We start from the raw sequence: 19043 nt of genomic DNA on the forward strand, positions 1-19043 counted from the left end.
CATGTCCACCATCGAAAACACCATCTCCCCCGGCAGCGCCGCCTACCATGCCAACCGCGACGGCATGCTCGCGCTGATCGACCGCATGCGCGCGCTGGAAGAACGCACGCGTGCCGCGTCGGCCGCAGCAAAGGACCGCTTCCACAAGCGCGGCCAGCTCTTGCCGCGCGAACGCGTCGCGTTGGTGCTCGATCCCGGCGCGCCCTTCATCGAGCTGTCGACGCTCGCCGGCTACATGTTCGACGTGCCGGATGCTGCCAAGAGCGTGCCCGGCGGCGGCGTCATCGCCGGCATCGGCTTCGTCTCGGGCATCCGCTGCATGGTCAGCGCCAGCGATTCCGGGATCGATGCCGGTGCGCTTCAGCCCTTCGGCCTCGACAAGATGCTGCGCGTGCAGGAGCTCGCGCTGGAGAACAAACTGCCTTACGTCCAGCTCGTCGAAAGCGCCGGCGCAAATCTTCTGCGCTACCGGGTCGAGGACTTTGTCCGCGGCGGCAACATCTTTCGCAATCTCGCGCGGCTCTCGGCAGCGGGCCTTCCGGTCGTCACCGTGACGCATGGCTCGTCCACCGCTGGCGGTGCCTATCAGACCGGCCTGTCCGATTACATCGTCATGGTCCGCGGCCGCACCCGCGCCTTTCTCGCCGGGCCGCCGCTGCTGAAGGCCGCGACCGGCGAGATCGCGACGGAAGAAGAGCTTGGCGGTGCCGAGATGCACACGCAGGTTTCTGGTCTTGGCGACTATCTCGCCGAGGACGACCGCGATGGCTTGCGCATCGCCCGCGAGATCATGGCGGCACTGGAATGGGAGCGGCCGGGCCGGGCGGCTCAAGAGTTCAAGCCGCCGCGCCACGAGCAGGACGAGCTGCTCGGTATCATGCCGATGGACCACAAGCGCCCGGTCGACATGAAGCAGGTGATCGCCCGCATCATCGACGATTCCGACTTCACCGAGATGGCGCCGAATTACGGTCCGGCCACCGTCTGCGGCCATGCCCGCATCCAGGGCCAGGCGATCGGCATCATCACCAACAACGGTCCGCTCGATCCTGCCGGCGCCAACAAGGCGACGCATTTCATCCAGGCCTGCTGCCAGACCCGCACGCCGATCCTCTATCTCAACAACACCACCGGCTACATGGTCGGCAAGGCTTATGAAGAAGCCGGCATGATCAAGCACGGCTCCAAGATGATCCAGGCGGTAACATCAGCGACCGTGCCGCAGATCACCATCTATTGCGGCGCCTCGTTCGGCGCCGGAAACTACGGCATGTGCGGGCGCGGCTTCCATCCGCGCTTCTGCTTCTCCTGGCCCAACGCCAAGACCGCGGTGATGGGCGGCGAGCAGGCCGCCGAGACCATGGCGATCGTGGCCGAGGCGGCCGCCGCGCGCCGCGGCAAGCCGGTCGAGAAAGAAAAGCTCGATGCCATGAAGGCACAGATCGTTGGCGTGTTCGACGGCCAGATGGACGTGTTCGCAACCAGCGCCCGTGTGCTCGACGACGGCGTGATCGATCCGCGCGATACCCGCGCGGTCCTTTCCGAGGTGCTCGCGATCTGCCGCGAGGGCGATGCCCGCACGCCCCAGCGCATGCAATTCTCGGTGGCCCGCCCATGAGGAACGGATCAGTGCAGCACCGGCCGTTCGTCAAGGTCTTGATCGCGAACCGTGGCGAGATCGCACTGCGCATCATGCGCAGCGCGCGGCAGCTTGGCCTCGGCGTTGTCGCGGTCTATTCGGATGCAGACCGCGATGCGCTGCATGTGAGGCAGGCCGATCAAGCTGTGCGGATCGGCGAGGCCTTGCCGGCGCAATCCTATCTCAACATCCCCGCGATCATTGCCGCGGCCAGGGCCAGTGGCGCGGATGCCGTGCATCCCGGCTACGGCTTCCTCGCCGAGAACGAGGCGTTTGCGAGAGGCTGCAAGGATGCCGGTCTCGTCTTCATCGGCCCGTCGCCGCAGGCGATCGAGGCGATGGGCAACAAGGCCGGTGCCAAGGAGATCATGAAAAAGGCCGGCGTGCCCGTCGTGCCCGGCTATCAGGGCGCTGAGCAGGGCGAGGAAGTGATGCTCCAGGAGGCCAAGAACATCGGCTTCCCCGTGATGATCAAGGCGGTCGCGGGCGGTGGCGGGCGTGGCATGCGGCTCGTCACCGACGCCGCATCGTTCCCCGATGCGCTGCGCAGCGCGCGGTCGGAAGCGAAGGCAGCGTTTGGCGATTCGACCGTCATCCTCGAACGCGCCATCCAGAATCCCCGCCACATCGAGATCCAGGTGTTCGGCGACATCAACGGCAACGCCATCCATCTCGGCGAGCGCGACTGCTCGGTGCAGCGCCGGCATCAGAAGCTGATCGAGGAGGCGCCGTCGCCGGCGGTGACACCCGAGCTGCGTGCGAAAATGGGCGAGGTGGCAGTCGCGGCGGTGAAGGCGCTGCGCTATGAGGGTGCCGGAACGCTGGAATTCCTGCTCGACGCCAGCGGCGAATTCTATTTCATGGAGATGAACACGCGCCTTCAGGTCGAGCATCCCGTCACGGAAGCGATCACCGGGCTCGATCTGGTCGAGCTGCAACTACGTGTTGCGCGCGGCGAAGCCTTGCCGGTGAAGCAGCAGGACATCAAATTCTCCGGCCACGCCATCGAGGTGCGGCTCTGCTCGGAAGATGCCGCCCAGGATTTCATGCCGCAATCCGGCCGCATCGCGCGCTGGCAGGTGCCTGATGGCATCCGCGTCGAGCACGCGCTGCAATCGGGCACGGAAATCCCGCCATTCTACGATTCCATGATCGCCAAGGTGATCAGCCACGGCGCGACGCGCGAGGAGGCGAGGCGGCGGCTGATCGTCGGGCTGGAGCAGCTGACCGCGCTTGGCGTGACCACCAACCAGGCGTTCCTGATGTCGTGCCTGCGTCATCCCGGCTTTGCCAGGGGCGAGGCGACGACGGCCTTCATCGGTGCGCATCGTGACGAGCTGCCGGCGTTGTCGGGGAATGCTGCATTCAACACGGCACTGGCGGGCCTGCTGCTCTATGTCACCAATCCGCGCGCGCCGGCATGGCGACGCGGCCGCAGCCTGTCAGCGACGTTTCCTCTGCCCGCGAAGATCGCGATCGCCGGTCACGCCCATGAGCTCGAAGTCACCCGCGAGCGCGATGGCAGATACATCGTTGTCTCCAATGGCCGCCAGGACAAGTTCGAGATCGAGCAGCTCGATGCGGACGCAATCCGCTTCCGCCACGATGGTGTGATGGACAGCGCAAAATTCCTGCGCGATGGCGACCGATTGTATCTCCAGCGCGGCGGCATCCCGGTTGCGGTCACCGATCTCACCCTCGCGGCCCCCAAGGCGGCGGCAACCAATGGCGGCGATGGCAAAGTCCGCGCCGCAATGAATGGCCGCGTCGTCGCCGTCCTGGTCAAGCCGGGTGACCGCGTCACATCAGGCCAACCGGTGCTGACGCTGGAAGCGATGAAGATGGAGCACGTCCACAAGGCAGGTATCGATGGTGTTGTCGCGGCCATCGACGTGGTCGAGGGCGAGCAGGTGACGACAGGCAGGATCATCGCGGAGATCGGTAGCGCGGCGAATTCAGTCTCGTAGGGTGGGCAAAGGCGCAAAGCGCCGTGCCCACATCTTTCCACGATTGCGGGATCGTGGGCACGCACCGCTTTGCCCACCCTACGGCACCGAAGCTGGCTTTCCCGTCCCCTCGTTCAACAAGCACGCCACCCGATGCCCGTCACCTGCATCCATCAGCACCGGCCGCTCCGTCCTGCATCGCTCCATCGCAAACCGGCAGCGGGTGTGAAACGCGCAGCCGGGCGGCGGATTGACCGGGCTCGGCACGTCGCCGTCGACCAGCGGCGCGAGCTTCTTGGCCAGCGGATTGGCAATCGGCACCGAGGCGAGCAGCGCCTGCGTGTAGGGATGGCGCGGATTGCTGAACAGCTCATCCTTGTCGGCGATCTCGACGATGCGGCCGAGATACATCACCGCGACGCGGTGGCTGATATGGGCGACCACGGCGAGGTCGTGGGCGATGAAGAGATAGGAAAAGCCGTGCCGCTTCTGCAGATCGATCAGCAGATTGATCACCTGTGCCTGGATCGAGACGTCGAGCGCGGACACCGGTTCGTCGCAGACGATCAGGCGCGGCTCCAGCGCGAGCGCGCGCGCGATGCAGATGCGCTGGCGCTGGCCGCCGGAGAATTGATGCGGGAAGTTGCGCATCTGGTCGGGGCGGAGGCCGACCTGCTCGAACAGTTTGGCGACCCGCGTCTCCAGCTCTTTGCCGGTTGCGAGACCATGGACCGCGATCGGCTCGCCGACAATATCCCCGGCGGTCATGCGCGGATTGAGCGAGGCGAACGGATCCTGGAATACGATCTGCATGGCGCGGCGATGCGGTCGCAGCGCCGACTTGGACAGATGCGTGATGTCCTCACCGTCGAGGCGGATCCGGCCTGAGGTCGGCTCGACCAGCCGCAGCACGCTGCGCGCCACCGTCGACTTGCCGCAGCCGGACTCGCCGACAAGGCCGAGCGTCTCGCCGGCTCCAAGGGAGAACGAGACGCCGTCGACCGAATGCACGGTGCCGACCTGCCGGCGCAGCACGCCGGCACGCACCGGATAATATTTCTTGAGGTCGGTGACCTCGAGCAGAACCTTGCTCATGCCACCTCCGCCACGTCAGCCGCGCGCCAGCAGGCGGCAAGATGGCCGCCGCCCCAATCGATCAGCGGCGGATATTCGGCTTCGCAGCGCTTGATCGCGAGCTTGCATCGTGGGGCGAAAGCGCAGCCCGCGGGAAGCCGCACCAGCGAGGGGACGGTCCCCGGAATTTCGTTCAGCCGTTCCTGCGCGGCGACGCCGGGCGCAGGCACCGCCGGAATCGAGGCCATCAGCCCGCGCGTGTAGGGATGCTTTGGCGCAGCGAACAGCGCCTCGACACTGGCTTCCTCGACCTTCCGTCCCGCATACATCACGATCACGCGCTGCGCGGTCTGCGCGACTACGCCGAGATCGTGCGTGATCAGCACGAGGCCGGTCCCTAGCTCCTTCTGCAGATCGAGGATCAGCGCCAGGATCTGCGCCTGGATGGTGACATCGAGCGCGGTGGTCGGCTCGTCCGCGATCAGCAGCGCCGGCCGGCACGCCAGCGCCATTGCGATCATCGCGCGCTGGCGCATGCCGCCTGAGAGTTGATGCGGATATTCGCGCGCGCGCCGCGCCGGCTCCGGGATGCGCACCAGCCGCAGCATCTCGACGGCGATGTCGCGGGCCTGTTTCGATGACAGATTCCGATGCAGCCGCACCGCCTCGACGATCTGGTCGCCGATCCTGATAACAGGATTGAGCGATGTCATCGGCTCCTGGAAGATCATGGAGATGCGATTGCCCCTGACCTTGCGCATCTCGGCCTCGCTCAGGGCCAGGAGATCGGTGCCTTCAAGCGAGACCGAGCCACCGACGATCCGCCCGGGCGGATCAGGCACGAGCCGCATCAAGGACAACGCGGTGACGCTCTTGCCGCAGCCGGATTCGCCGACAATCGCGAGCGTCTCGCCGCGGCTCACGGTGAAGGAGACGTCGTCGACGGCCTTGAACAGGCCGGAATTGGTGAAGAACACCGTCTTCAGGTTCTTCACCTCGAGCACGAGATCGGAGGAATCAGTCATCAGCCGCGCTGCCGGGGATCGAGGATGTCGCGCAAGGCGTCACCAAAAAGATTGGCGCCGAACACGGCGAGGCTGATGGCGATGCCTGGGAAGATCACCAGCCACGGTGCGGTGCGGACATATTCGGCGGCGGATTCGGAGAGCATGCGGCCCCATGACGGGTACGGCTCGGGGATACCGAGGCCGAGGAAAGAGAGCGAAGCCTCGGTCAAAATGGTTGAGCCGAGCTGCGCGGTCGCCAGCACGATCAGGGGCGCCAGCGTGTTCGGCAGCACATGACGCAGCGCGATCCGGATCTCGCTCATGCCGATCGATTTCGCCGCCTCGACGAACGGCTGCTCGCGCAGCGCCAGCGTGTTGGCGCGGGTGACGCGCGACACGGTGGGGATCAGCGGAATGGCGATGGCCAGGATGACGTTCGGCAGCGACGGGCCGAGCGCGGCCGTCATGATCAGGGCCAGCACCAGCAGCGGCAGCGCCTGCAGGATGTCGGAGACGCGCTGGAACATGAGATCGACCCAGCCCGAGAGATAGCCGGACGTCAGCCCGACGATCACGCCGATGGTGCCGCCGAGCGCGGTCGAGCCGATTCCGACCGCGAGCGAGATCCGTGCGCCGTGGATGATGCGGCTGAACACGTCGCGGCCAAAGGAATCCGTGCCCATCCAGTGTGCCAAGCTCGGGCGCGCCAGCGCATGCGCGGCATCGACGCTTAAGGGGTCATAGCGCGCGATGAAATCGGCGAAGATCGCGGTCAGCACGAACACCGTCATGATGGTCAGCCCGGCCGCGCCCAGCACATGCCGCTGCGCCAGGAACAGCACGCGCCGCCAGCCGCCGGTCGCATGCGCGCCCGCCCGCCTCAGCTCAACATCAAAGTCGATCGCAGCCATAGGGGGCTCCGCAGGCAGATGCACCTCTCCCCACCGGGGAGAGGTCGGCGCGCAGCGCCGGGTGAGGGGGCGCTGTCCTCAGGCGGCAGCGTAACCCCTCACCCGGACCGCATCTTGCGATGCGTTCCGACCTCTCCCTACGGGAGAGGTAGAGCACCGCCGTCGCGTTAGATTGTTCCAATCTCATGTCGCTAATCCGTGTACCGGATGCGCGGGTCGAACACCGCGTAGAGCATGTCGACGGTGAAATTCGCGAACACCACCACGACCGCGATGAACATCACGAGGTTCTGCACGATCGGATAATCGCGCCAGCGGATCGCCTCGACCAGGAAGCGGGCGACGCCGGGGATGTTGAACACGGTCTCGGTGACGATGAGGCCGCCGATCAGGAACGCCGCCTCGATGCCGATCACGGTGATCACGGGCAGGATCGCGTTCTTCAGCGCATGGTGATAGTTCACGGCCGCGTCAGATGCGCCCTTGGCTCGGGCGGTGCGGATATAATCCTGCCGCAGCACTTCCAGCATGGACGATCGCGTGATGCGCATGGTCAGCGCTGAACTGCGGAAGCCGACCACCATCGCCGGGATGCAATAGGTTGCGAAGGCCTCGGCAAAACTCTGCGGATTGGGATTGAAGATCGGCATCTGCCCGAACATGGCGACGGACGCGGTCAGAACCAGCAGACCGAGCCAGAACGAGGGCAGCGACAATCCGCTCAGGCTCAGCACGCGCAGCGCGTAGTCAATCCGCGAGCCCTGCTTCACCGCGCTGATGACGCCGAGCGGAATGCCGATCGACGCCGAAAACAGCAGCGCGAGCCCGGCGAGCCGCGCGGTGATCGGGATGCGCGGCAGGATCTCCTGCAGCGCCGGCTTCTCCGAGACGTAGGAGTAGCCGAGATCGCCGCGCAGCAAGCCGCCGATCCAGTGCAGATATTGCACCACCAGCGGCTGGTCGATGCCGAGCTGCTTCTCGAGATCGACCTTGTCGGCGGGATCGACGTAGCCGGCCGCGGCGAACAGGATGTCGACGATGTTGCCGGGCACGATACGCAGCAGGAAGAAGATGACGACCGAGATCCCGAACAGGGTCACGAGCATCAGGAACAGGCGCCGCACCAGATAGGCAAACATTCGCGCCCTCCGCCGAAACTGCTAATCTTCAGCCTGCCGCTTTATTTGTCGAGCCACACATCCTCGTAGCGAAATCCGTTATAGGAGCTGTTCGACATGATCGTGATCCCCTTGACATAAGGCTGCCAGCAGGTGCCGGCCCGCGCATGGAAGATGATCGGACGGGCGACGTCCTCCTGCAGCTTCTGGTCGATGTCCCAGACCAGTTGCTTGCGCTTGCCAATATCGATCTCCTGCGACTGCAGGTCGAACAGCTTCTCGATCTCCTTGTTGCAGTAATTGGTGTAGTTCCGCTCCGAACCGCAGGAATAGTTCTCGTAGAAGGATTGGTCGGGATCGTCGACGGAATTGCCGGTCAAATTGAGGCCGAGCATGTAGTCCTTGCGCGCAACCTTCGGGAACCAGTTCGCGGTCTCCACCACATCGAGTTCACCGTCGATATAGATGCTCTTGAGCTGGTCGATCAGGATTACCGCGGGATCGCGATATTCCGCCAGATTGCGCGTCGAAACCTTCACAGCCAGATGCTTGTCGGGGCCGTAACCCGCCTTCTGCATCAGCTTCTTCGCTTCTTCGCGGTTCGCGTTCACGTCGGGACCGTAACCCGGAATGGTCTGGAGCTTGTCCTTGGGCATGCCCCAGATGCCTTGCGGCGGCGGCAGCATGGTGCCGCCGATGTCGGCCTGACCTTCGAACAGGATATCGACGAACGCCTTCCGATCGAGCGCCAGCGACATCGCGCGGCGGATATCGATGTTGTCGAACGGGGCCGAGGTAGAATTGACAATGATGTTGGTCGAGACGTTGGTCGGTTCGACGACGCAGACGGCGTTCGGCGCCTGCGACTTGATGTCCTTCAGCAACGGGATGGTGATATGCGTCGGGAACGTCATGTCGAACCTGCCGGCGACGAAGGCGAGGATCGCGGTCGAGCGGTTCGTGATGATGGTGTATTCGATGCCATCGAGATGGGGCAGGCCCTTCCTCCAATAGTCCGGATTCCGCGTCAGCTTGATCGATTCATTGGCCTTGAACTCGACGAATTTGTAGGGGCCGGTCCCGATCGGGTGGGTGCGCATGTCCGCCGGCGAGATATGGCAGGGATAGATCGGCGTATAGCCGGAGGCGAGCATCGCCAGCAGCGAGGGCTGCGGCCGCTTCAGGTTGAAGGAGACCTCGAAGTCGCCGTTTGGTGTGACGTCGTCGACCTCGCTGTACCAGGCCTTGCGCGGATTCTGCCGCAGCTTCTGCTGCGACTTGCCCATGAGGAGGTCGAATGTGCATTTGACGTCGGCCGACGTGAACGGCTTGCCGTCATGCCATTTGACGCCCTGGCGCAGCTTGAACGTCAGGCTCTTGTTGTCACTGCCCCAGGACCAGCTCTCGGCCAGCTCAGGCCTGAGTGTATCAGGACTGTTCTGCGCGATATGCTGATCATAGATGACGAGATTGTTGAACACCCCCATGAAGGGCACGTTGACCGAATAGGTCGCGCCCTCGAGGATCGACGCATTCGCCGGGCTGTCGCGGTGATACATCCGCAGGATTCCGCCCTGCTTGGGCTCGCCGGCGAAAGTCGTGGTCGAAAACGCCAACAAAGACAACGCCGCCGCCGCGGCGAATGCCCGCACGCTCCGCATCCTCGGTCCTCCCTGGACTTTAGTCTTCTGGGCCTTTTCTGGCCTGTTTGTCAGGACGATAGCGAGGCAGGTGCAGCGAGGCAACGGGCAAGGGCGGCCGCGCTCTCGGCAATTCGGATGACGGAAGGTCGCAGGTTTCACTCTCTCACAATGTTAGAGTGCAGGTGCGAACGGTTCCTAAGCGCGTGTTGCGCGCAGCCGCCTTCACAAACTCCGCCGTGGTCCCGGCGCAGGCCGGGACCCATAACCACAGGCAGGAGTTTGACGAAGAAAGTCGCTCGGTATTGCTTCCGACTACAATCGAAAAATCACGCGGTATGGGTCCCGGCCTGCGCCGGGACGACATCGATTTTGTGGCGCCGTGCGTGCCAAAGACCCGCACACCAAACGCTTCACACAATCCTTGACGTCTTGTTGCCCCAATACCGGTCCCGCAGCAGCCGCTTGTACAGCTTGCCCGTCGGCAGCCGCGGCAATTCCTTCTCGAAATCCACCGAGCGCGGCACCTTCTGCCGCGACAGCGATTTTGCGCAGAAGGCGATCAGCTCGTCCGCAAGCGCCTCGCCAGGCATTACGCCCGGCATCGGCTGCACCACCGCCTTCACCTCCTCGCCGAGATCGGCATTGGGCACGCCGAACACGGCGGCATCCGCAACCTTGGGATGGGTGATCAGCAAATTCTCGCATTCCTGCGGATAGATGTTCACGCCGCCGGAGATGATCATGAAGGTGGCGCGATCGGTGAGATAGAGGAAGCGGTCCTCGTCGACATAGCCGACATCGCCGACCGTGCTCATGCTGCCGTCGGCCGAGCGCGCCTCCTTCGTCTTCTCGGGGTCGTTGAAATATTCAAACGGCGACGCCGTCTTGAACCAGACTTGGCCCGGCGTGCCTGTCGGGCACTCCCGCATATTCTCGTCGAGAATGTGGAGGTCGCCCAGCAGCACCTTGCCGACGGTGCCGCGATGCGCCAGCCATTCCTCGCTGTTGCAGGCGGTGAAGCCGAGGCCTTCGGTCGCGCCGTAATATTCGTGGATGATCGGGCCCCACCATTTGATGATGTCATCCTTGACCAGCGCCGGGCAGGGTGCCGCGGCGTGGATCGCGATCTCCAGCGAAGAAAGGTCGTAGCGCTTGCGCACCTCTTCCGGCAGCTTCAACATCCGTGAGAACATCGTCGGCACCAGCTGGGTGTGGGTGATGCCCCATTGCTGGACGAGTTGAAGGTAACGCTCGGGATCGAACGTCTCCATGATGATCACGGTGCCGCCCATCCGGATCGTGAGATTGACGGCAGCCTGCGGTGCGGAGTGGTAGAGCGGCGCCGGCGACAGATAGACCATGCCCTCGCGATAGTGCCAAAGCCTTGTCAGGAAATCGAACAGCGGCAGATTGTGTTTTGGCGGCTCTTCCGGCAACGGCCGCAAGATGCCTTTCGGCCTCCCCGTCGTGCCGGATGAATAGAGCATGGCCGTGCCGAGCCATTCATCCGCGATCGGCGTCTTCGGCAGGTCGGCGGTGACGTCGGCAAGGCTCACAATGCGATCGCTCTCCCCCGGGCCGTCGGCGACGATGCAGAGCTTGACATCGGGGCAGGCCTGGATCGCCTCGCGTGCGATGCCGAGCTTTGCCACCGACGTGATCAGGATCTTGGACCGGCTGTTGACGAGGAGATAGGCGAGCTCCCCCGGCGTCAGGAACGAGTTGATGCAGGTATAGTACAGTCCGGACCGCTCGCCCGCGCCGCAGGCTTCGAGATATCGGGAGTTGTTCTCCATGAAGATCGAGTAGTGATCGAGCCGTTTCAATCCGTGCTTGCGAAACAGATGCGCCAGCCGATTGCTTCGCGCGTCCAGCTCGCGATAGGTGACGGCCTCGCCGGTCGCCGCCATGATGAAGGCGGGCTGCAGCGGGCGCAGGCGGGCATGCAGACCAGGGTACATCAGTCCTCCTGCCTTAATATCATGCAGCGAGATCCAGGATTTCGCGTATCTGCGGCGGGCTCTCGATCTTGCGCGGATTATGCGGAATCCAGTTCGTGCGCATCGCCTGCTCGGCGATGGAGTCGAAATGCTCGGGCGAGACACTCACCTCAGCGAGGCTGCGCGGCATGCCCAGCGAGCGGATGAAGGCGTCGAGCACGTCGGCGGCGTTGTGACCGGGAAAGCCCATCGCGGCGGCGACGATCATCTGGCGCTCGGCATTGGCGCTCGCGTTCCAGCGCATCACCGCCGGCAGCATGATGCAGGAGGTGTGGCCATGCGGCACGCCGAAGGCGGCGCCCAGCACGTAGCCGATGCCGTGGCTCGCGCCCATCGGCACCCCGGCCGCGAGCGCGCCCATCGACAGCCAGGTGCCGATCTGCGCGTCCATCCGAGCGTCGAGATCTCTGGGGTCGGCCTTCACCCGCGGCAACGCGTCGGCGAGCATGGCGAGGCCCTTCACCGATTGCGCGTCGGCGTAAGGGTGGGTCTCGTGCGAGCAGATCGCCTCGACGCAATGGTCGATGGCGCGGATGCCGGTGGAGAGAAACAGCCATTCCGGCGTGTGCACGGTGATCGCAGGGTCGAGAATGGTCGCGCGCGGCACGGTGAGCGGATGCCGCAGCATCTGCTTCACATGCGTGCTACTGTCGGTCACGCCGGCGATCGACGAGAACTCGCCGCCGGCAATCGTGGTCGGCACGCTGATCTGGCGCACGGTCGGCGCGGTCATCTCGGGCGCGACGCCCTTGCGCACGCGGATGCGGTCGATGCCTGCGATATCGTCGATCCCATTGGCAAGGCAGAGCTGCACCGCTTTGGCGCCGTCGGTGATCGAGCCGCCGCCGACAGTGACGATGAGATCTGCGCCGGCCTCGCGTGCTGCGTTGGTGGCCGCGATCACCGCCTCGCGCGGCGTGTGCGCGGGCATCGCATCGAACAGCCCGACACAGCGCGAGCCCAGCGCCTGCACGATCCTCGTGATCTCGTCGGTCTGGCGGTTCAGCGTCCCTGACACCATCAGGAAGGCGCGGCGGGTTCCCAGCCGGTCCATCTGCGCGACGACGGCCTCGGCCGCCGGATGGCCGAACACGACCTCCTCGATCGCGCCGTAAACGACACGTCCCTGGTGCACGCCTGCCCTCCCCGGATAATTCGTCTTGATTTGTTGGGGGTAGTCTAGCCAAGCCGGCCGCCTCCGTCATGTGCGAAGACGCTGATTGCTCGTCTCCCTCGCCCCGCGAGCGGGGGAGAGGCGAAGGCAATGTCAACCCGTCATCAGGCTAGGACATCCGGCGGAGCATTGCGCGTGACGTAGTCTTGAAGATTTCATTATCGCCACCCATCTTGTGGCGCCCGCGGGTAGAGGACTACGCTGCATTTTCCGCGGCTTTCATGCGAGGACCTGGGATGAGTGGATCGGACGGAAGCGAGCAATTTGTCAAAACGCACGATTTCGTTCGGCCCAAGCCTTATGACAAGCCTTATGACAAGCCTCATGCCAAGCCCTACGCCATAGCCGGCCTTCTCGTCGCCGCCTTCGCACTCAGTGGCTGTGGCCAGCCGACCTCGCAAGCGGCTGCGCCGCCGCCGCCGGCGGTGACCGTCGCCCAGCCGGTCAAGCGCACCGTCACTGATTGGGATGAGTTCACCGGTCGCTTCGAGGCGGTCGAGGAGGTCCAGGTGCGTCCGCGTGTCGGCGGCTTCGTCAACTCGGTCGAATTCCAGGACGGTGCCATCGTGCACCAGGGTGATCTGCTTTACGTCATCGACCCCCGGCCATTCGAGGCAGTGGCGGCGCAGGCCGAGGGCCAGCTCTCCGACGCCCGCGCCAAGGTGGAGCTGGCCAAGCGCGAGCTCGATCGTGGCCTGAACCTGGTGCAGACCAGCGCGGTCTCCGAGCAGGTCGTCGACCAGCGGCGCCAGGCCTTGCAGGCCGCGCACGCGGCGGAAACCCAGGCCGAAGGCGCACTGCAGGCCGCCCGGCTCAACATCGAGTTCACCCATGTCACAGCGCCGCTGACCGGCCGCGTCAGCCGGCACCTCGTCAGCCCCGGCAACCTTGTGCAGGGCAGCGACACCGGCACCTCGACGCTGCTGACCTCGATCGTCTCGCTCGATCCGATCTACATCTATTTCGACATGGATGAGACGACCTTCATCAAATACAGCAAGCTGTGGTTCGAGGGTAAGCGCCCGAGCTCGCGCGATACTGCGAACCCCGTGCAGGTGACGCTCGCAGGCGAGACCAAGCCGTCGCATGACGGCGCCATCAACTTCCTCGACAACCGCCTCGATGTTTCCACCGGGACATTGCGCAGCCGCGCGGTGGTCAAGAACACCGATCTCTCGATCCTGCCCGGCCAATTCGGCCGCGTTCGCCTGATCGGCAGCGTGCCCTACGAGGCGCTGCTGATTCCGGATGCGGCAGTCGCGACCGACCAGTCGCGCAAGATCGTGTTCGTGGTGAAGCCCGACGATACTGTGGAAGCGCGCCCGGTGGTGCTCGGGCCCCTCGATGACGGCCTGCGCGTAATCCGCGAAGGGCTGAAGGCCGAGGACCGCGTCATCGTCAATGGCATCCAGCGCGCCCGTGTTGGCGCCAAGGTCAGCCCGCAGACCGCTCAAGCCCCGGCCGGTGGCAAGGCTGGTGACAAGTCATGAATCTTGGCCGTCTGTCCATCAACCAGCCCATCCTCGCGATGGTGCTGTCGATCGTGCTCCTGATCGTCGGTGCGCTCGCTTATTCGACGCTGCCAATCTCCGAATATCCGCAAGTGGTGCCGCCGACCGTCGTCGTCACCACGCAATATCCCGGCGCCTCGGCGCAGACCGTGTCCGACACCGTCGCCGCTCCGATCGAGCAGCAGATCAACGGCGTCGAGGACATGCTGTATCTCTACAGCCAGGCGACCTCGAACGGCCAGCTCACCATCACCGTCACCTTCAAGCTCGGCACCGATCTCGACAAGGCCCAGGTGCTGGTGCAGAACCGCGTCGCGATCGCGCAGCCGCAACTGCCGGACGAGGTGCAGCGCAACGGCGTCGTCACCCGCAAGAACTCGCCCGACATCCTGATGGTCGTGTTCATGCTGTCGCCCGACGACACGTTCGACCAGCTCTATATATCCAACTACGCGCTGCTGCAGGTCCGCGACCAGCTGCTGCGCATCGACGGCGTCGGCGACATCCAGATCTTTGGTGCGCGCGACTATTCGATGCGGCTCTGGCTCGACCCGGATCGCATCGCCAATCTTGGCCTGACCTCGGCGGAGGTGCTGGCCGCGATCCGCGCCCAGAACGTTCAGATCGCCGGCGGCCAGATCGCCGAGCCACCGATCGCCGACCGCGCCTTCCAGCCGAACCTCGTGTTCACCGGGCGTCTGAAAGACCAGAAGCAGTTCGAGGACATCCTGATCAAGGCCGGCTCCGACGGCCGCACGGTGCGCCTGCGCGACGTCGCCCGCATCGAGCTCGGTGCTTTGGCCTATTCGACCAACAGCTTCCTGCTGCGCAAATCCGCGGTCGCCATGCTGGTGACGCAGCGGCCGGGCTCGAATGCGCTCGCGACGGCCAAGAACATCTCCGACACCATGGCGAGGCTCAAGCAGAGCTTTCCGAAGGGCCTCGACTTCAACATCGGCTACAACCCGACCGAGTTCATCGCGCAGTCGGTCCACGAGCTGATCAAGACCATCTACGAGGCCATGCTGCTCGTGGTCGTCGTCGTGCTGGTGTTTTTGCAGGGGTGGCGGCCGGCGATCATCCCGATCATCGCGATTCCGGTGTCGCTGGTCGGTACCTTCGCGGTGATGGCGGCGCTTGGCTTCTCCATCAACAATCTCACGCTGTTCGGGCTCGTGCTCGCCGTCGGCATCGTGGTCGACGATGCCATCGTCGTGGTCGAGAATGTCGAGCGGCATCTCGAGCACGGCCTCAGCCGGCGCGACGCGGCGCTGAAGACCATGGAAGAGGTCGGCGGCGCGCTGGTCTCGATTGCGCTCGTGCTCTGCGCGGTGTTCGTGCCGACGGCGTTCCTGGGCGGCATCTCCGGGCAATTCTTCCAGCAATTCGCGGTGACCATCGCGGTTGCGACCGCGATCTCCTGCTTCTGCTCGCTGACGCTGTCGCCCGCACTGGCCTCGCAGATCCTCACCCCGCATGAGGAGAAGCGGCCGCCCGCCGCCTGGAATCTGCTTGCGCGGGGTTGGAACGCCTTCACCGGCGCCTTCAATCGTGTGTTCGACCGGCTTTCGCATGGCTATGCCGGCCTCGCCAATTTCGTCATCCGGCACTCGGTGGTGATGCTGCTGATCTATGTCGTGCTGATCGGCAGCGCAGGCTGGCTGATCGGGACGACGTCGCAGGGCTTCATCCCGGCCCAGGACCGCGGCTACGTCATCATCTCGGTGCAATTGCCGGGGGCGGCGTCGCTGGCGCGCACCACCGAGATCGTGCGGGAGATCGAGCGGATCTCGCTGGACACGCCGGGCATCATCCGTGTTGCGGCCTTCGCCGGCTTCTCGGGCGCGACACGAACCCAGGCCGGCAATGCGGCGGCGCTCTTCCCTGTGTTCGATGAGCCCGAGGTGCGGCTGAAGAAGGGCCTGACGGCGAATGCCATCACGGCCGAGCTGCGCAAGCGGCTCGCCGCGATCCAGGGCGCCTTCATCATCGTGATTCCGCCACCGGCCGTGCCCGGCATCGGCACCGGCGGCGGCTTCGCCATCCGCATCCAGGACCGGCAGGGCCGTGGACCCCAGCTGCTGGCGTCCGCAACCGACGAACTTGTCGCCGCCGCGCGCAAGTCGCCCGCGCTCCTCGGCGCCTCGGTGTTCTCGCCGTTCTCGGCCAATACGCCGCAGCTGTTCGTCGACATCGACCGCACCAAGGCGCAGAAGCTTGGCGTGCCGATCTCGAACATCAACGACACGATCCAGACCTATTTCGGATCGACCTATGTCAACGACTTCAACCTGTTCGGCCGCACCTATCACGTCACCGCGCAGGCTGATTTCCCGTTCCGAAAAGAACCGGCTGACCTTGCGCGGCTGCGCACGCGCAACGCCTCCGGCGACATGGTGATGCTCGGCAGCGTGGTCGACTTCAGGGACGTCTCGGGTCCGGATCGCGTGGCGCGCTACAATCTCTACGCGGCGTCCGAATTGCAGGGCGAGCCGGCGCCGGGGACGAGCTCGACCACCGCGCTCAACGCCATCAAGAAGCTCGCCGACGACACCTTGCCGAGCGGCTTCACCTTCGAATGGACCGACCTGTCCTATCAGCAGATCACCGGCGGCAATGCCGGCCTCTACGTGTTCCCGATCTGCGTGCTGTTCGTCTATCTCGTGCTCGCCGCGCAATATGGCAGCTGGACGCTGCCGTTCGCGGTGATCCTGATCGTGCCGATGTGCCTGCTCGCTGCCACCATCGGCGTGCGCATCATGGGCCAGGACGTCAACATCCTGACCCAGATCGGCTTCGTCGTGCTGGTGGGGCTCGCGGCCAAAAACGCGATCCTCATCGTCGAGTTCGCGCGCGACATCGAGAAGGAAGGCAAGCCGCGGCTGGAGGCCGTGATCGAGGCCTGCCGCCTGCGCCTGCGGCCGATCCTGATGACGTCCTTCGCCTTCATCCTCGGCGTGCTGCCGCTGGTGATCTCGTCCGGTTCAGGTTCCGAGATGCGGCAGGCCGTCGGCGTCGCCGTGTTCTTCGGCATGCTCGGCGTCACGCTGTTCGGCCTGCTGTTCACGCCGATCTTCTATGTGGTGGTGCGGAACCTGGCCGAGGGGCGGAACGAGAAGGGCGTGGTCTCGTCATCTTGACCATCAGCCCATCCACAATCTCGATGTCGTCCCGGCCTAGTGCGCAATTGCGCACGGGGGGCCGGGACGACACCGATTGTTGGGCGTGCAGAAGCCATACTAACGATCAACACAAACCCCATGGGCACGCCCGTTGTTCTTCACTACTATCCGCGCGATTTCAAAACAGAACACTGCTGGGAGATAACGAATGAAATCAGGACTTTTGGCCGCTGTCGCAATTTCGGCTTTGTTGCTGGCCGCGCCGGCCTTCGCGCAAGGCGTCAAGATCGGCATTCTCAACGATCAATCCGGCGTCTACGCCGATTACGGCGGCAAAATGGTCGGTCGAAGCGGCCAAGATGGCGATCGAGGATTTTGGCGGCGAGGTGCTCGGGCAGAAGATCGAGCTCGTCACGGCCGATCACCAGAACAAGCCTGACCTCGCCACCTCCATCGCGCGGCGCTGGTACGACGTCGAGAACGTCGACATGATCACGGAGCTGACCACCTCCTCGGTCGCGCTCGCAATCCACGAGCTCTCCAAGGAAAAGAAGAAGATCGACATCGTGGTGGGCGCGGCGACATCGCGCCTTACCGGCGATGCCTGTCAGCCCTATGGCTTCCACTGGGCCTACGACACCCGTGCGCTCGCCGTCGGCACCGGCGGCGCGCTGACCAAGGCCGGCGGCGACAGCTGGTTCTTCCTCACCGCCGACTACGCCTTCGGCTACGCGCTGGAGAAGGACACCAGCGAGATCGTCACCGCCAATGGCGGCAAGGTGCTCGGCTCGGTGCGCGTGCCGCTCAACTCCTCCGACTTCTCTTCCTTCCTGCTGCAGGCGCAGAGCTCGAAGGCCAAGATCGTCGGCCTCGCCAATGCCGGCCTCGACACCACCAATTCGATCAAGCAGGCGGCCGAGTTCGGCATCGTCTCCGGCGGCCAGAAGCTCGCCGGCCTGTTGATGACGCTTGCCGAAGTGAACGGCCTCGGTTTACAGGCCGCGCAGGGGCTGGTGCTGACCGAAGGCTATTACTGGGATCTCAACGACCGGACGCGCAATCTCGGCGAACGCTTCTTCAAGCGCACCGGGCGGATGCCGAGCATGATCCACGCCGGCACCTATTCGGCGACGCTGAGCTATCTCAAGGCGGTCAAGGCCGCCGGCACCAAGGATCCGGAGGCGGTAGCCAAGAAGCTGAAGGAACTGCCGATCGACGACGACTTCGCGCAGGGTGGCAAGGTGCTCGAGAACGGCCGCATGGTCCACGACATGTATCTGTTCGAGGTCAAGAAGCCCTCGGAGTCGAAGAAGCCCTGGGACTATTACAAGCAGCTCGCCGTGGTCCCCGGCGACCAGGCGTTTGCAACCGCCAAGGATAGCGGCTGCCCGCTGACGAAGTGACGCGTAGCGTCATTCCGGGGCGATGCGAAGCATCGAGCCCGGAATCTCGAGATTCCGGGTTCGGCGCTGGCGCGCCGCCCCGGAATGACAGCTTACGATCATCCCTCACACCAACCTCATCACCACCGCCCCGAGCGCTCCCACCCACAGCGCAATCGCCGCAATCCCCTGGATCGCAAACCCCGGGCCGCGCTTGCCGGCGGCCTGCGAATAGCCGATGAAATAGGCGATGCGGCCGATGATCCAGATCGCGCCGATCGCGGCCGCAATGGCATCGCTGACATAGATCGCGAACAGCCATAGCGACGGCAGGAAGATCGGCATCCATTCCAGCGTGTTCATCTGGATACGAAAGGCACGCTCGAAATCCGGATGGCCCGACGTGGCCGGCACCTTCACGCCGGTCCTGGTCCGCGACCGCGAGACATTGATGCAGGTGAAGAAATAGAATGCAAGCGACAGCAGCGTGACGAGGGCGGTGAGACGGTACATTGC

The 19043-nt window shown here is 64.5% G+C and carries 12 protein-coding genes and 1 pseudogene; 5 read left to right on the plus strand and 8 right to left on the minus strand.

What is annotated here, in order from left to right; translation table 11 throughout:
- Position 1: 1 nt before the first annotated feature.
- Positions 2-1618, plus strand: a complete 1617-nt coding sequence (locus XH80_RS08035; protein WP_271598129.1) for an acyl-CoA carboxylase subunit beta — start codon at positions 2-4, stop codon at positions 1616-1618.
- Positions 1615-3606: an acetyl-CoA carboxylase biotin carboxylase subunit gene (locus XH80_RS08040; RefSeq protein ID WP_271598130.1), complete on the plus strand. Its 1992-nt coding sequence runs from the start codon at positions 1615-1617 to the stop codon at positions 3604-3606. Before XH80_RS08035 ends, XH80_RS08040 begins: the two co-directional genes overlap by 4 nt.
- A 78-nt stretch (positions 3607-3684) precedes the next feature.
- Here XH80_RS08040 and XH80_RS08045 read toward each other — a convergent pair whose 3' ends face one another.
- From XH80_RS08045 to XH80_RS08075, 7 genes are all read right to left on the minus strand, one after another.
- Entirely contained in the window at positions 3685-4680 is a 996-nt protein-coding gene (locus XH80_RS08045) for an ABC transporter ATP-binding protein (RefSeq protein WP_271598131.1), read from the minus strand.
- Positions 4677-5684 (minus strand): ABC transporter ATP-binding protein, encoded by a 1008-nt coding sequence (locus tag XH80_RS08050; RefSeq protein WP_271598132.1) that lies wholly within the window; start codon positions 5682-5684, stop codon positions 4677-4679. The genes XH80_RS08045 and XH80_RS08050 overlap by 4 nt, the downstream gene beginning before the upstream one ends.
- On the minus strand, positions 5684-6577 hold the full coding sequence (locus XH80_RS08055) for an ABC transporter permease (protein ID WP_271598133.1): 894 nt from the start codon (positions 6575-6577) through the stop codon (positions 5684-5686). The genes XH80_RS08050 and XH80_RS08055 overlap by 1 nt, the downstream gene beginning before the upstream one ends.
- Positions 6578-6768: 191 nt before the next feature.
- Positions 6769-7716: an ABC transporter permease gene (locus XH80_RS08060; protein WP_057747179.1), complete on the minus strand. Its 948-nt coding sequence runs from the start codon at positions 7714-7716 to the stop codon at positions 6769-6771.
- A 41-nt stretch (positions 7717-7757) separates the two neighbouring features.
- Positions 7758-9356, minus strand: a complete 1599-nt coding sequence (locus XH80_RS08065) for an ABC transporter substrate-binding protein (protein WP_271598134.1) — start codon at positions 9354-9356, stop codon at positions 7758-7760.
- A 392-nt stretch (positions 9357-9748) separates the two neighbouring features.
- Positions 9749-11299 carry an AMP-binding protein gene (locus tag XH80_RS08070; RefSeq protein ID WP_271598135.1) on the minus strand — a complete coding sequence of 517 codons (1551 nt, stop codon included), beginning with the start codon at positions 11297-11299 and terminating at the stop codon, positions 9749-9751.
- A gap of 19 nt (positions 11300-11318) precedes the next feature.
- A complete protein-coding gene (locus tag XH80_RS08075) occupies positions 11319-12473 on the minus strand; it encodes an iron-containing alcohol dehydrogenase (protein ID WP_271598136.1) in 1155 nt (384 codons plus the stop codon).
- Positions 12474-12748: 275 nt separating this feature from the next.
- On the opposite strand from XH80_RS08075, the gene XH80_RS08080 reads away from it, so the two are divergent.
- The 3 genes and pseudogenes from XH80_RS08080 (at position 12749) to XH80_RS08090 (ending at position 18548) form a co-directional block, all read left to right on the plus strand.
- A complete protein-coding gene (locus tag XH80_RS08080; RefSeq protein WP_271598137.1) occupies positions 12749-14002 on the plus strand; it encodes an efflux RND transporter periplasmic adaptor subunit in 1254 nt (417 codons plus the stop codon).
- Complete coding sequence (locus tag XH80_RS08085) at positions 13999-17163, plus strand: efflux RND transporter permease subunit (RefSeq protein WP_271598138.1); 3165 nt, start codon at positions 13999-14001, stop codon at positions 17161-17163. The genes XH80_RS08080 and XH80_RS08085 overlap by 4 nt, the downstream gene beginning before the upstream one ends.
- 190 nt (positions 17164-17353) lie before the next feature.
- Positions 17354-18548: pseudogene (locus tag XH80_RS08090) on the plus strand (ABC transporter substrate-binding protein).
- A 105-nt stretch (positions 18549-18653) separates the two neighbouring features.
- On the opposite strand, the gene XH80_RS08095 reads toward XH80_RS08090, so the two are convergent.
- On the minus strand, positions 18654-19040 hold the full coding sequence (locus XH80_RS08095; protein ID WP_271598139.1) for an MAPEG family protein: 387 nt from the start codon (positions 19038-19040) through the stop codon (positions 18654-18656).
- Positions 19041-19043: the final 3 nt, after the last annotated feature.

Source organism: Bradyrhizobium sp. CCBAU 45384 (assembly GCF_028128665.1).
Classification (GTDB): Bacteria; Pseudomonadota; Alphaproteobacteria; order Rhizobiales; family Xanthobacteraceae; genus Bradyrhizobium; species Bradyrhizobium manausense.

Coding starts and splice junctions, on each gene's coding strand:
- XH80_RS08085 (WP_271598138.1), top strand. CDS start 13,999: ATGAATCTTGGCCGTCTGTCCATCAACCAGCCCATCCTCGCGATGGTG.
- XH80_RS08050 (WP_271598132.1), bottom strand. CDS start 5,684: ATGACTGATTCCTCCGATCTCGTGCTCGAGGTGAAGAACCTGAAGACG.
- XH80_RS08040 (WP_271598130.1), top strand. CDS start 1,615: ATGAGGAACGGATCAGTGCAGCACCGGCCGTTCGTCAAGGTCTTGATC.
- XH80_RS08045 (WP_271598131.1), bottom strand. CDS start 4,680: ATGAGCAAGGTTCTGCTCGAGGTCACCGACCTCAAGAAATATTATCCG.
- XH80_RS08060 (WP_057747179.1), bottom strand. CDS start 7,716: ATGTTTGCCTATCTGGTGCGGCGCCTGTTCCTGATGCTCGTGACCCTG.
- XH80_RS08065 (WP_271598134.1), bottom strand. CDS start 9,356: ATGCGGAGCGTGCGGGCATTCGCCGCGGCGGCGGCGTTGTCTTTGTTG.
- XH80_RS08055 (WP_271598133.1), bottom strand. CDS start 6,577: ATGGCTGCGATCGACTTTGATGTTGAGCTGAGGCGGGCGGGCGCGCAT.
- XH80_RS08095 (WP_271598139.1), bottom strand. CDS start 19,040: ATGTACCGTCTCACCGCCCTCGTCACGCTGCTGTCGCTTGCATTCTAT.
- XH80_RS08080 (WP_271598137.1), top strand. CDS start 12,749: ATGAGTGGATCGGACGGAAGCGAGCAATTTGTCAAAACGCACGATTTC.
- XH80_RS08070 (WP_271598135.1), bottom strand. CDS start 11,299: ATGTACCCTGGTCTGCATGCCCGCCTGCGCCCGCTGCAGCCCGCCTTC.
- XH80_RS08035 (WP_271598129.1), top strand. CDS start 2: ATGTCCACCATCGAAAACACCATCTCCCCCGGCAGCGCCGCCTACCAT.